The sequence below is a fragment of the Vibrio sp. Vb0598 genome, from assembly GCF_033338935.1.
GTDB classification, from domain to species: domain Bacteria; phylum Pseudomonadota; class Gammaproteobacteria; order Enterobacterales; family Vibrionaceae; genus Vibrio; species Vibrio alginolyticus.
On the sequence record NZ_JAWOTP010000015.1, the window covers coordinates 43760 to 57675 of the forward strand.

A 13916-nucleotide genomic window follows, 5' to 3' on the forward strand; every position below is an offset into this window, starting at 1 on the left:
CGTTAGTAGACACGTCTTAATTCGAAATTATCCGCTCATCAAGTTATTCATTTCTAACATTGGCATCAAGGTCGCCATCACAATGAACAACACTAATCCAGCCATTAATGCAATCAGCGCAGGAGTAAACACACCCAGAGCAATATTGACTGTTGATTCAAAGTTTTGATCTTGGTTATCGGCTGCCCGCGTCAACATGCTCTCTAATTCACCACTTTGCTCACCACTGGCGATCATGTGTAGCATCATTGGTGGAAACAAGCGGGTTTGGTCCAACGCCTTACGCAGACTAGCGCCCTCTCGAACGTTATCCGCTGCAAGCAACACTTGCTGCTTCACATAACGGTTAGACATAACATCTACCGCAACGCGCATACCCTCTAGAATTGGAATCGCACTGGAAGTACATATCGAAAGCGTTCGTGCGAATCGTGCGGTATTCAAACCTCGAGAGATCTTACCTATTAGCGGTAAGCTCAAGATTTTTCTGTCCCAAGCTAAGCGAAAGTCTGGCTTTTGCAACGCCAGTTTGAGGCCATAGAAAAGCACCACCAGCACAACGAAAATAATCAGCCCCCAATCTTGCACAAACTCACTGGCTGCCAGTAAAAATTGCGTCGATTGAGGTAACTCTTGGCCCATCTGAATGATGGGTTCAATGATTTTAGGAACCACTGTCGCCAATAAGAACGAAACGATGACAACCGCGAATACCACCAAAACTACAGGATAAATCATGGCTTGAAGCAATTTAGATCGCATCTTTTGGCGGTTTTCGACATAGTCTGCCAAACGCTCTAATACGGTATCGAGGTGACCTGATTTTTCACCCGCCGCAACCATGGAGCGGTACAGTTCATCAAACACGTGTGGGTAATCGGCAAAACTGTCGGCAAGCGGATAACCCTCGGTTACTTTCGAGCGAACCGCAGCCAACATAGAACGAATCCTCGGCTTTTCAGCCTGCTCAGAGACCGCACGCAAACACTCTTCCAAAGGCATTCCTGATTGGACTAGCGTAGACAATTGCCGTGTGATGAGTGCCAGCTCAGATGTTGAGATACCGCGCTTAAAGCTGACTGAACCTGAAGACTTAGCCGATTTAGCTTTCGTCTCGACCACTTCAATCGGGATCATCCCTTGCTCTTTGAGTCGCTGGCGCACTTGTCGGGCGTTGTCCCCTTCTATCGTGCCTTTTTTATGCTTGCCTTTTGCATCTAGCGCTTTGTACTCAAATGCCGCCATTAGGTTTCCTTCGTCACTCGCATCACTTCTTCAAGTGACGTAATACCACGACGTACTTTGCTTAAACCATCACTGCGAATACTTGGCGTATGGGCGCGAACGGCTCTCTCAATTTCTTGTTCACCAGACTCTCGATGAATCAACTCTTGCACTTGCTCATCAACCATAATGAGCTCGTGGATACCTGTTCGACCTCGGTAGCCTTTTTGGTTACACGCTTCACAGCCTTTTGCTCGGTGCAGTTCTAACGGTTCATGCGCTTCCATACCAAACAGTTTTTTCTGTTCCGCATCGGCTTCATACGGCTCTTTACAGCTTGGACAAAGCGTTCGAACTAAGCGCTGCGCTAGCACCCCTAATAACGAAGAAGAAATAAGGAATGGCTCAATACCCATATCACGTAGACGCGTAATCGCACCCACTGCGGTGTTGGTGTGGAGAGTCGACATTACCAAGTGACCCGTTAAGGACGCTTGCACTGCAATTTGTGCGGTTTCTAAGTCACGGATCTCACCGACCATCACCACATCCGGGTCCTGACGCAGAATGGCACGCAAGCCGCGCGCAAACGTCATGTCGACCTTTGGGTTCACCTGAGTTTGACCGATGCCATCAATATCAAATTCGATCGGGTCTTCAACCGTTAGAATGTTGCGTTCGTTGCTATTGATCTCTTGCAAGCCAGCGTACAAGGTGGTGGATTTACCAGAACCTGTCGGGCCCGTCACCAAGATGATACCGTGAGGGCGGCCAATCAAGTGACGGAAGTTGTCATGCACTGAAGGGGTCATGCCCAAACTATGTAAATCAAGACGAGTCGCGTTTTTATCCAACAGACGCATTACCACGCGCTCCCCATGGGAGGACGGCATCGTCGATACACGCACGTCCACCGCACGACCACCGATACGCAACGAAATACGGCCATCTTGAGGCACACGCTTTTCTGCGATATCTAGTTTAGCCATAACCTTCACACGAGAAACCAGCAAAGGCGCTAGCTTACGACTTGGGGTCAGAACTTCACGCAATACGCCATCGACACGGAAACGAATCGAAAGGGTTTTCTCGAACGTCTCAATATGAATATCCGACGCACCTTCTTTGATCGCTTCGCCCAACATGGCGTTGATCAATTTGATGATTGGCGCATCGTCTTCCGATTCTAATAAGTCTTCATCATGCGGCAGTTCTTCAGCCAAAGAGAAGAAATCATCGCTATCAGCACCAATATCTTCCATCAACTGACGCGCTTCAGACGAGTCGCGTTGATATGCTTCAGTCAGCTTTTTATCAAAGGCTTCTTTATCGATAGGTTGCGGTACGAAGCTTTTCTTTAATACACGACGGACTTCAACCAGAGCCGCAGGGTTAAGCGGCTCGACATAGTAAAGAATAGGTGGACGCTCAGGATGCTCTGTCTCCAGCACCAGTTTAAAGCGGTTGGCAAAACTGAATGGCAGACGACGCATACTTGGCGCTGTGTCTAACATATCAACCATTAGTTGTTTTCCATTTGATCAATAAACGCTTGAATCTCTGTTGGGTGCTGACGCTCCTGGCCAAAGGCAGGCATAACCGGGATCTTCTCGTCAGCCATCAACTTCAAACCTTGATCCGCTTTGTAAAGCTGTTCTGCGCGAATAAAGTTGTATTTACGCTGCGTAATACCGTCGGCCGTCACACCATCGCGAATAATCGTCGGCTTGATGAACACCATCAAGTTACGTTTTTCTGTTTGCGTGCTAGTTGACTTGAACAGATGGCCAAGTACCGGAATGTCACCCAATAGCGGCACTTTAGACTCACTTTCAAGTGCGCGTTCATCGACCAAACCACCAAGAACCAACATCTGACCATCTTGGATCATGACAGAGGTGTTTAACTGTCGTTTAGCAAAGCGAACGTCAACCGCACCGTTTGCGCCTAATACGTTGGAAACTTCTTGTTCAATGTTTAACTGTACAGAGTCACCTTCGTTAATTTGTGGCACTACTTTGAGTTTGATACCGACTTCTTTACGGTCAACCGTTTGGAATGGGTTGTCGTTGTTTGAGCCAGCCGTAGAGCCCGTAATAACCGGAACCTCTTCACCCACAATAAATGATGCTTCGCCATTATCCATTACGGTAATACTCGGAGAAGATAGAATGTTTGAGTTGGAGTCAGAAGCAACAGCACTAATTAGCGCTGTCCAGTCACCCATGACAATACTCATTGCCGCACCATTTACTCCGCTAAGTGCTGACGCTAGCGTAGAGTAGTCACCTGATTCAGTAACATCATATGGCGTTCGTTCGCCATTAGAGTTGGTATAGTATTCAGTTCGGGTTTGATCTTTTGCTTCTTCTAGACCAACCATCACCTGACCAATCGGGGCTCCTGAGTTACCGTACTGAATTACAGCACCCGTTTCTAACGAACCCCACTGAACACCTAGGTTAATACCATCACCTTCAGACATTTCGACAATTAACGCTTCAATAAGAACCTGAGCACGACGAATATCGAGTTGAGAAATGACGTCTTGTAATGCCATCATAATATCTGGTGGCGCTGTTAAAACTAACGAGTTAGTTGCAGCGTGAGCAGCAATGACGACCTCACCACGCGATGCACCTGGTGTTTTCTGACCGGCTTGCTTTTCAGCTTGCAGGTTATCGGAAACACCTTTCAATACATCCACCAAGTCTTCAGCTTTCGCATTTTTCAGGTACACAACTCGGTTGTTACCTTTTGTCGCCATTTCAACATCAAGTTGACGAATCAAACGTTTCAAGCGGGCTCTTACTTTTGGATCACCAGAAATTAAAATCGCGTTAGTACGTTCATCGGCCACAATTTTAGGTTCAAGGAACTCTGGCGTGCTTTTCTGATTCGCACTTTTATTCAGTGCTTCGACAATGCGTACCATTTCAGCAGCAGATGCATTACGCAGCTCCACCAATTCAATTTCTTTATCGCCGGCTTGGTCAACACGCTTGATGATCTCTGCTAAGCGATTCACTACTGCCGCACGACCAGTAATCAAGATAATATTCGCTGGATCATAATGAACCACGTTACCGGCACCGGCGTTATCAATCAGCTGACGAAGTAGAGGAGACAACTCACGGACCGACACATTACGCACCGCGACAACTCGAGTGATAACACTATCGCCTTGCGCGCTGCCATCACCTAACACAGGGATTGCTGAGGTTTTTGAGTCTTTTGCTTTGATAACCTTAAGTACCCCATTGTCCATCTCTACGACTGCGTAACCGTATACTTCAAGGACATTAAGGAAAAAGCTGTAATATTGCTCTTCGTTAAGTACGTCATAGCTGCGGACATCGATCTTACCGCGTACTGAAGGATCAACAATGATGGTCTTTTCGAGGTTACGACCCACTATGTTGATGAATTCTTGAATATCAGTGCCTTTAAAGCTCGCACTAAATTCGTTTGCCATTGCACCTGGTACGCAGAGTAAACTTCCTGCTAGTAGCCAAGCACTTTTGCTGAACCAATGTTTCACGTATGTCTCCCTGAACTTACGCCGGTTGCCTAAGTCTTACAATTGGATATAGATATCGTACTGTTGGCCGTCTCGCTCAACAGTTAAATTTAATTCTTGCGGATCGCTCATCACTTGCATCAGTTGTACTGAAGAAGACGGGTCACTTAAATCGATCCCGTTCAGTTGAACCGCAATATCGCCAGGTTGTAGCCCTACATCATTAAATAATGCGGCATCACGACCAGGTGATACTCGATAACCAACAATGTCTCCGTCTTTTTTGACGGGTGAAATGGTGATGTATTTAAAAACGCTTTGTGGATCTTTCGCAATTTCCTCGCGGATTTGCTCTAATTTCTCTCCAACGTCAGACGTCGCTGCTTCTGCTCGCTGAGCTTGCGCCCTAGCTACCTGCGGCGATTCAGATAGCTTCTTATATTCTATACCTTGCATCATTAAGGTCTCGTCTCGACCTTGGTTATCAATGATGACGCGATCCACCAATACCGCTTTTAGCGTCGCACGTGTCCCTTCGATTTCTTCACCCAAACCGTACGTAGCTTGCTTACCTCGGTTAGCAATAACAGCAAGGCTGGTATTGGCATCACTGCTGGCAACCGCACCGACTAGGGTGAGGTTAAGGCGCGTCTTAGGGGCGTCTTTAACAATAGGCTGTTCTACAACTGCCGCTTTTTGCTCAGTGAATTTACCGAATAGGTTGGCATTCTGAAGGGCATTAAAATCTATCGCGTCGCCTTTATTACTCGCAGTAACGCTACTCGCCGATGGACGCCATTGCGGCACTTCCGACGATTGAGGTATGGCTAACCACACAATTTTGCCAAGTATCCATCCGGTTATCGCAATAAACAGACAGGTAAGCAACAAGCTAAGTTTGGCTTGAATGGTATAATGATTGGACTTGATCTGAGCCAGTAGCGGTCTGCTTGATAATCCTGCACTTAGCTCTAAACGTTTCACTGAATGGATTCCTTTATTCTAACGTCCGTCATTTAAGCTATAACGATAGCTATCGACTTTAAATTGCTAAATTTGCAATAAAATTATTACTCAACAAAGAGCAGTGAACTATATCACAAGTTGTCTTTCATACCTTTTTCTTATGCAGTTTTTGCCAACTCCCTTGAAAAAAATACGCCTTGACTCCATCTGTAGGTGAATAATCCATCACTCATTGCCGTATTCGGGCAGTGATTAGATAGCGTAGTGTTCTATGAGTTCCCTAAATGAAGCCGTTAGGCTAGATAAATGGCTATGGGCCGCAAGATTTTACAAAACCCGCTCCATCGCGCGTAACATGGTCGATGGCGGTAAAGTCCACTATAATGGCCAACGAAGCAAGCCGAGTAAAATCGTTGAAGTGGGCGCTGAAGTAAGACTTCGTCAAGGCAACGAAGAAAAAATCGTGATCATCGAACAAATCTCAGATCAACGCCGAGGCGCTCCCATCGCACAAACCTTATATCGCGAAACTAATGAAAGTATAGCGAAACGTGAGGAACACGCGACTCAACGTAAGCTTAATGCCCACAACCCAAGTCCGGAACGCCGCCCAGATAAAAAGCAGCGCCGAGACATCATTAAGTTCAAACACCAATAAAAGCCGGAATTACCAACGAGGAAAGCACTCCATGGCAAATAATGTTTTAAACCGCTACCTATTCGAAGATCTTTCAGTACGTGGCGAGTTGGTACAATTAGATGAAGCGTACCAACGTGTTATCTCCAGCAAGGAATATCCGGCAGCAATAGAGAAACTGCTGGGTGAGCTACTCGTTTCAACTACTCTTTTAACTGCCACTCTTAAGTTCGAAGGTTCGATCACCATCCAGCTACAAGGCGACGGTCCTGTGTCTCTTGCCGTTATCAACGGTGACCATAACCAACGTGTTCGTGGCGTAGCTCGCTGGGAAGGCGATATTGCCGATGACGCAAACATTCACGATCTAATGGGTAAGGGCTACCTTGTGATCACTATCGAACCGAAAAACGGCGAGCGTTACCAAGGTGTCGTTGGATTAGAAGGTGACACTTTAGCAGAAGTGCTAGAAGGCTACTTTGCAAACTCAGAGCAGTTAAAAACGCGCCTATGGATCCGCACTGGTGAGCATGAGGGCAAAGCACACGCAGCAGGTATGTTGATTCAAGTGATCCCTGACGGCACTGGCTCTCCAGATGATTTCGAACATCTAGAGCAGCTCACTGATACAGTAAAAGATGAAGAATTGTTTGGTTTAGAAGCGAACGAGTTATTGTATCGACTATATAACCAAGACAAAGTACGTTTGTACGAGCCGCAACCTGTCGAGTTCCATTGTGGCTGTTCTCGTGAGCGTAGCGGTGCCGCAATCATCACCGTTGAGAAAGCTGAAATTTATGACATTTTGGCAGAAGTTGGATCAGTTTCTTTACATTGTGATTACTGTGGCACAACTTATACGTTCGACGAATCTGAAGTCACTGAACTGTATGCACAAGCTTCTACGGACAAGAAAACCCTGCATTAATTTACATAGCTTATCAAGCACGTAATTTACCCTACAAAAGGCCAGCTTAATGCTGGCCTTTTTGTGATCAACCCCTCGTAATAACTAACCTCAAGCGTAATAAAACAACTACTTAATTTTAAACAATTAATAATGATTTTGCCCTAGCGCAAAGGATTGCGTGCACGATAGACTATTCCCACCAATATGTGACGGGTTACCTAAAACCTTATTGAAATCATGGGTAAATTTTGAGCTATCTCCCTGTTTTCTCCCCGCCCCGTTGCTAGCATGGTGAGCAGATTAAAATTAAAACATTCTTACAAAATCCCTACAAAATCCTTATAAGGAGCACCTATGACCGTTATGGAACATACTAAGGCTGCAACACTTGATCTAACCAAGCACGGACTGCATAACGTAAAAGAGGTTATTCGCAACCCAAGCTACGAAATGTTGTTTGAGGAAGAAACGCGTGAAGACCTAACCGGTTATGAGCGCGGCGTGGTTACTGAACTAGGTGCGGTTGCCGTTGACACTGGCATCTTTACTGGTCGCTCACCAAAAGATAAATACATCGTCAAAGACGCTACGACAGAAGAACATATGTGGTGGACGTCTGATCAAGTGAAAAATGATAACAAGCCAATCACTCCTGAAGTGTGGGACGAGCTAAAAGAACTGGTCACAAACCAGCTTTCTAACAAACGCTTGTTTGTTGTTGACGGTTACTGTGGTGCAAACCCAGATACACGTTTGAGCATTCGTGTTATCACAGAAGTCGCATGGCAAGCGCACTTCGTTAAAAACATGTTTATTCGCCCGACAGAAGAAGAGTTAGCGACATTTGAACCAGACTTCGTAGTAATGAATGGCGCAAAATGCACTAATCCAAAATGGGAAGAGCAAGGCCTGAACTCAGAAAACTTCACCGTATTTAACCTAACTGAGCGCATGCAACTTATCGGTGGTACTTGGTACGGCGGTGAAATGAAGAAAGGTATGTTCGCCATGATGAACTACTTCCTTCCACTAAAAGACATCGCATCAATGCACTGTAGCGCTAACATGGGCAAAGATGGCGATGTAGCGGTATTCTTCGGTCTATCTGGTACGGGTAAAACGACCCTGTCGACTGATCCTAAACGTGCGCTAATTGGTGATGATGAGCACGGCTGGGATGATGACGGTGTCTTCAACTTCGAAGGTGGTTGTTACGCAAAAACCATCAAACTTTCGAAAGAAGCGGAGCCGGACATCTACAACGCAATTCGTCGTGATGCACTGCTAGAAAACGTAACAGTACGTGGCGATGGTTCTATCGACTTTGATGATGGTTCGAAAACAGAAAACACACGTGTTTCTTACCCTATCTACCATATCGATAATATCGTTAAGCCAGTATCAAAAGGCGGTCACGCGAATAAAGTGATCTTCCTATCAGCCGATGCATTTGGCGTACTGCCTCCAGTATCTAAATTGACACCCGAGCAAACTAAGTACCACTTCCTGTCTGGCTTTACCGCCAAACTAGCGGGAACAGAGCGCGGTATTACTGAGCCAACACCAACTTTCTCTGCTTGTTTCGGCGCGGCGTTCCTAACGCTTCACCCAACTAAATACGCAGAAGTACTGGTTAAACGCATGGAAGCAGCAGGCGCTGAGGCTTACCTAGTGAATACTGGTTGGAACGGCACTGGCAAACGTATCTCTATTCAAGATACACGCGGAATTATTGATGCCATTCTTGATGGTTCGATTGAAGAAGCACCAACTAAGCACATTCCAATCTTCAACCTTGAAGTACCAACGTCACTACCAGGTGTGGATCCTAGCATTCTAGACCCTCGCGACACGTACGTTGACCCACTTCAGTGGGAAAGCAAAGCGAAAGATTTAGCAGCGCGCTTTATCAATAACTTTGATAAGTACACAGACAACGCTGAAGGTAAATCTCTGGTTGCGGCTGGTCCTCAGATTGATTAAATCGAGTAACAGCGACGTCGCGTAAACGCAGTGAAAAGTTGGCATTAACTTATCACCTTTACGTAGGCCAAGTTACAAAAATTGCTTCAAGCCCCTCTTTTGAGGGGCTTTTTATTGAATACCACAGAATATTGATACAAGCTAAAGCCTATCTAGTTTTATTTCATAACACACGTAGGTTCTAGCAAAGATGAAAACAGCGCGTCGAGTTTTACTTCTGTTACTGGTTATCTTAGTTGCCATTCCAGCCGCTACGATTGCGCTGCTAACAACATCTTACGCGGACGCAACCTGGCGCTTGCTGTCAAACACCTTTTCTCTTCCCTTCCGGGCCGGAAGCGTGCGTTATGGCTTTCCCTATCACCTAACTTTACAACGCGTGAACACCAGCGGAGACGATGCGTCTTACATCGAGCAAGTCGATTTATGGATGAATCCCGATGTTTATCGCGATGGTAAATGGATCGTTGATAGTTTATTGATTGATGGTATGAGCTTGCAGTATGGCGCACCAAAGCTCCCACCTTTAGACAACGTTTTATTCCATCAAATCGCGCTCAAAAATATTGATTACGCCGACGAGCAGTTCTCTGCCAATGGCATTGACCTTCAAATTCAATCACCACAATGGAATGGTCAATTAATACCATATGGCGAAGTTCAACTTGCAGCTGACCAACTCTATTGGAATGGCGAAGCCTTTAATCAAGTCTTAGTCGATATAGACTACAAACCGCAAGACAGTACGCTTTATGGCACCTCTTTTAACTGGCGTAACAGTCAAATATCTGGGCAAGGGGAGCAGTATCCTCAAGGCTGGTCTTTAGTAAATGTGACCATCAACAAGCTGAAACTGAGTAATACGCAGCGCCAATCACTGCTTGCAAAACCTTGGCACGATCTACCATTTAACATTAATCATATTAATAGCTTAGATTTGCTTAACGCCGATATTGAATGGGGCGACTGGCACTGGCAGAACTTGGATCTTTCTGTGGAAAACGCCACACTGCCACTGTCTCTCTGGAAGACAAAAGCTCAAGTGTCATTGCAGGCGGATAGCGTTCGATTCCAGCAGCAAACCGCAATAGAGCCACGTTTGAGTGCCGCTATCGAGCCAGGAGTAATCCAGCTCAACGAGCTCAGCTTAGATTGGCAGCAAGGTCGAGTGCAAGTTTCTGGATTGTTCACGCCAACACAATGGAAGCTCAAAGAAGCCTCTATTCAAGGCCTCAAGTGGGCAACACAGCCAGAAGACAACCTAAATTGGTGGCACGCCGCCACCAGCGAGTTAGAGCATGTTGCAATCGAACGACTCGACATTGAGCGCAGCCAAATTATCCAGCTATCTCACGAACCTTATTGGCAACTTTCCGGTTTAAATATCGAAGGGCAACAGCTTGATATTAAACAGTCGGCTCAACGTTGGGGCCTTTGGCAAGGCGAATTGGAAGTCAGCGTTGTCAATGCCAGCTATGACCAAATACTCACGTCTCACGCAGCACTTGCCATGCAAAGCAAAGATGGCTTTTGGCAATTGACTCGCCTTTTTGCGCCACTCGAGCAAGGCTACGTAGAAGGCATCGGACAAATAGATTTGAGTACCCCGAGCCAACCTTGGGCGCTCAACGTCAATGCTGATGGTATTCCCTTATCGCTCTTCCACGATTATTTTTTACCCGACACACTGGCTATTGATGGTTTTTCCGATCTCAGCCTCGATCTACAAGGGTTATCAGGTGATCGCAACATGCTGGCCTACAGCTTATCGGGTGAAGTGGAAGCCAATCTCCGAGATACCCGCTTGAAGTCCCAAGCGGATCATTCGCTCAAAGCCATTACCTTAAGTCCACTGCGTTTAAGCGCGCAACGAGGGGAAGTATCCATAAAGCCGGTCACAATCTCAGGAAAAGCCATAAGTGGTAAGGTTTGGGGAACATTTGATATGGCCAACAACCCGCTAAGTGGCATTACTTATCAATTGGAAGAGTCGTGCGGAAACATTGAAGGCGATCTACTAAGTGGTGAAACCCACCGTAATGAGTGCGTGAACGCATCAAAACTGGCCGAGCCTACTGATATTGAGACTCCACAGAAAAATGAACCTTCCATCGAGCAGCCAACCGTAATTGATAACATCAATTTGGAGACTCAAGAGGAAGAGCTTTACGAAGAAGTTATCGAAGAAGATGAAGTACCCGACACGAATTCCGCAGCAGAACAAACCCTCTCACCGACAGAGCAAGAAGGTGAAACAGATAAGCGCCCAGCAGATCAGTCGGCGTTTACCCCATCAGCAACTGAGTAACTGCGAGTAATTCGGTATCAGCATATAGGTACCGACAAAATCCACAGCGGGCGTGTCACCACTATAAATCACTACGTGAATAACGATGCGTGCTTTGCGTCCCGACTCCAATCGGTCTAGGTCACCACTGATCCCATCCAACGAAGTACTCGCCACGGGGTTTTGTTCGACTGGTTGACGATAACGAATCGAGCTGTCGGCTAACACAATATCACCGTGCAGCCCACGCTCTTTAAGCAGCAGCCACGTCATCCCCCACCCTGTCAGGGTTGCTAAGGTAAAAGCTGACCCGGCGAACATGGTGTTATGGGGATTAAGGTTAGGATTAAGCTGCGCACAGCATTCAAACTGGTAACCCGTGTACTGGTTAATTTTGATCCCCATTTTGTCGCTAATTGGGATTTGTTGCTCCCAGCGCTGTTGAAGCTCAGTACACCATTCAGGGCGACGTAACACATTGGCCATCGGATCCAGTTGCTTCACCATTTGCTGATGGCGCACAGGGCCACGCTCATCGGTTAGCTCGCCTCGACGCTCAAAGCCATTTTTTTCATAAAAGGCGATGGCATCTTCACGGGCATTACACACCAAGCGTTTCGCTCCTTCTTGGCGCGCTAACGACTCTAGTGCAACCAAAACCAGCGAACCCATCCCTTTGCTACGGCGATTATTTTTAACCGCCATATAGCGGATCTGGCCATCATTATCCGGCGTAATGTATAAACGTCCAATCGCCATAGGACGACCTCGACCATCAACAATCATGCGGTGATGGCTCATTTCGTCGTATTCATCGCGCTCAGAGCCGATCGGCATACGCCATGGCTCACGAAGCAGTTGCCAGCGAAACTGATAATACTTGTTTATCTGATTATCGGTTTTGGGAGTAATGAGTTTGAACATATCAATCCTTTGAAAGCACAACACTAATCAGTGTCGGAAAAATTACTCCAAGCCAATTCCATGAGCTTGGAGTTAAAGCTTAGACTATGGCGCCTGTGTTACCAGATTAGACCTGCAACCAAAACGTCACTGGACCGTCATTCACCAAAGACACTTTCATATCGGCAGCGAAGCTGCCACGCTGTGTGGGTAAGACTTCTTCACACAAGTCAGAAAAGTAATCATACAAGCGCTCTGCATCAACAGGATGCGCACCGCGAGAAAAGCCAGCTCGCGTGCCCTTTTTCGTATCCGCAGGCAGCGTAAATTGAGAAACCACCAGCACTTTACCTTCCACCTGTTTAACGTTCAGGTTCATCTTGCCTTCGTCATCTTCGAACACACGGTAGGTTGTAACACGCTCCATTAAACGCTTTGCTTTAGCTTCATCGTCGTCCTTCTCTACGCCCAATAAGACCAGCAGACCACGATCAATTTCTCCTACGACTTCACCATCCACACGGACGGCTGCTTCACTGACTCGTTGAATTAGCGCTATCACTACTCTCGCTTCCTTCATCTGTTAACTGAGATTCAGCGGTCGAGTGTATCATGTCTAAATCTTCACTCCAGTGCTCTCGCTCACCAAGCGCAGCCGTAACTTCCGCCCCCAATAACACGATCATCCAGCATAAATACACCCAAACAAATAAGATAGGAATCGCCGCTAACGCGCCGTAGATGAGCTGATAAGACGGAAACTGAGTGATGTAGAGTGCAAAGCCTTTTTTACTCAACTCGAACAGTATCGCGGCGACTGCTGCCCCCATGGCACCATGAGCGAGGTGTACTTTTTTATTCGGCACTAGAATATACAAGCCAAGAAAAGCAAAAAAGGACAGCAACAACGGTAGCCAACGCAGAAATAAATTAAACGCACCAGATAATGTCTCGTTCTCTAAAATTTGCAGCGAAGTCACGTACGACGTCGCCGCAATACTCGCACCGACCATGATCGGCCCTAACGTGAGTACCATCCAATACATAGAGAATGAAAAGACTAAACGGCGCTTATCTTTAACTCGCCAAATGTAGTTTAAGTTCTTATCAATGTTGGAAATCAGCATGACCGCTGCGATGAATAAAAACCCACCGCCAACCGCGCTCATTTTGCCCGTATTCGCCACAAATTCCTGTAATGCCGTATGTACAGCTTCTCCAGAAGCTGGCACAAAATTCTCAATAATGTAGCCTTGCAGCACTTCACCAACGTTCGCAAAAACGGGAAATTTCGACAATATTGATAACAATACCGTCAGCATTGGCACGATGGATAACAAGGTAATGTAGGCAAGATAGCCCGCGTTCACATTCACACGGTCATGCGTTAATCGCTTAAGAAGGTACGTAAAAAACGCGACGCAACTTGGCAGTAGATTGATTAATCTCGCCTTGTAACTCTCTGATAACTGGTTCATAGTTCATC

11 protein-coding genes are annotated in these 13916 nt (G+C 46.4%); 4 read left to right on the top strand and 7 right to left on the bottom strand.

Annotation, left to right across the window (positions count from 1 at the left end; genetic code table 11):
• Positions 1–27 precede the first annotated feature (27 nt).
• Genes gspF through gspC form a run of 4 tightly spaced genes read right to left on the bottom strand, consistent with a single transcriptional unit; the run spans position 28 to position 5728 of the window.
• Positions 28–1245: a type II secretion system inner membrane protein GspF gene (gene gspF, locus R7Q38_RS15515; RefSeq protein ID WP_033905910.1), complete on the bottom strand. Its 1218-nt coding sequence runs from the start codon at positions 1243–1245 to the stop codon at positions 28–30.
• Complete coding sequence (gspE, locus tag R7Q38_RS15520; protein ID WP_005379296.1) at positions 1245–2747, bottom strand: type II secretion system ATPase GspE; 1503 nt, start codon at positions 2745–2747, stop codon at positions 1245–1247. The genes gspF and gspE overlap by 1 nt, the downstream gene beginning before the upstream one ends.
• The gene (gspD, locus tag R7Q38_RS15525) at positions 2747–4765 is read right to left on the bottom strand and encodes a type II secretion system secretin GspD (protein WP_154204917.1); all 2019 of its coding nucleotides are present in this window, start codon (positions 4763–4765) and stop codon (positions 2747–2749) included. Before gspD ends, gspE begins: the two co-directional genes overlap by 1 nt.
• A gap of 36 nt (positions 4766–4801) precedes the next feature.
• Positions 4802–5728 carry a type II secretion system protein GspC gene (gspC, locus tag R7Q38_RS15530; protein ID WP_115385654.1) on the bottom strand — a complete coding sequence of 309 codons (927 nt, stop codon included), beginning with the start codon at positions 5726–5728 and terminating at the stop codon, positions 4802–4804.
• Between the two features lie 253 nt (positions 5729–5981).
• Here gspC and hslR point away from each other — a divergent pair, with 253 nt between their 5' ends.
• The 4 genes from hslR (at position 5982) to R7Q38_RS15550 (ending at position 11548) form a co-directional block, all read left to right on the top strand.
• Positions 5982–6368 (top strand): ribosome-associated heat shock protein Hsp15, encoded by a 387-nt coding sequence (hslR, locus tag R7Q38_RS15535; RefSeq protein WP_005379292.1) that lies wholly within the window; start codon positions 5982–5984, stop codon positions 6366–6368.
• Between the two features lie 31 nt (positions 6369–6399).
• On the top strand, positions 6400–7275 hold the full coding sequence (gene hslO / locus R7Q38_RS15540) for an Hsp33 family molecular chaperone HslO (RefSeq protein ID WP_031780788.1): 876 nt from the start codon (positions 6400–6402) through the stop codon (positions 7273–7275).
• A gap of 336 nt (positions 7276–7611) precedes the next feature.
• Complete coding sequence (pckA, locus tag R7Q38_RS15545; RefSeq protein ID WP_005379288.1) at positions 7612–9240, top strand: phosphoenolpyruvate carboxykinase (ATP); 1629 nt, start codon at positions 7612–7614, stop codon at positions 9238–9240.
• A gap of 190 nt (positions 9241–9430) precedes the next feature.
• Positions 9431–11548 (top strand): AsmA family protein, encoded by a 2118-nt coding sequence (locus tag R7Q38_RS15550; RefSeq protein WP_054576820.1) that lies wholly within the window; start codon positions 9431–9433, stop codon positions 11546–11548.
• Here the strand turns inward: R7Q38_RS15550 and R7Q38_RS15555 are convergent.
• The 3 genes from R7Q38_RS15555 to R7Q38_RS15565 form a co-directional block, all read right to left on the bottom strand.
• Complete coding sequence (locus tag R7Q38_RS15555) at positions 11534–12451, bottom strand: bifunctional GNAT family N-acetyltransferase/hotdog fold thioesterase (RefSeq protein WP_005379283.1); 918 nt, start codon at positions 12449–12451, stop codon at positions 11534–11536. The genes R7Q38_RS15550 and R7Q38_RS15555 overlap by 15 nt on opposite strands.
• 106 nt (positions 12452–12557) lie before the next feature.
• Positions 12558–12992 (bottom strand): D-aminoacyl-tRNA deacylase, encoded by a 435-nt coding sequence (dtd, locus tag R7Q38_RS15560; RefSeq protein WP_239938434.1) that lies wholly within the window; start codon positions 12990–12992, stop codon positions 12558–12560.
• A complete protein-coding gene (locus R7Q38_RS15565; RefSeq protein ID WP_033905908.1) occupies positions 12964–13908 on the bottom strand; it encodes a virulence factor BrkB family protein in 945 nt (314 codons plus the stop codon). The genes dtd and R7Q38_RS15565 overlap by 29 nt, the downstream gene beginning before the upstream one ends.
• Positions 13909–13916 lie beyond the last annotated feature (8 nt).

Coding starts and splice junctions, on each gene's coding strand:
- R7Q38_RS15550 (WP_054576820.1), top strand. CDS start 9,431: ATGAAAACAGCGCGTCGAGTTTTACTTCTGTTACTGGTTATCTTAGTT.
- gspF (WP_033905910.1), bottom strand. CDS start 1,245: ATGGCGGCATTTGAGTACAAAGCGCTAGATGCAAAAGGCAAGCATAAA.
- hslR (WP_005379292.1), top strand. CDS start 5,982: ATGAGTTCCCTAAATGAAGCCGTTAGGCTAGATAAATGGCTATGGGCC.
- R7Q38_RS15565 (WP_033905908.1), bottom strand. CDS start 13,908: ATGAACCAGTTATCAGAGAGTTACAAGGCGAGATTAATCAATCTACTG.
- gspE (WP_005379296.1), bottom strand. CDS start 2,747: ATGGTTGATATGTTAGACACAGCGCCAAGTATGCGTCGTCTGCCATTC.
- pckA (WP_005379288.1), top strand. CDS start 7,612: ATGACCGTTATGGAACATACTAAGGCTGCAACACTTGATCTAACCAAG.
- R7Q38_RS15555 (WP_005379283.1), bottom strand. CDS start 12,451: ATGTTCAAACTCATTACTCCCAAAACCGATAATCAGATAAACAAGTAT.
- hslO (WP_031780788.1), top strand. CDS start 6,400: ATGGCAAATAATGTTTTAAACCGCTACCTATTCGAAGATCTTTCAGTA.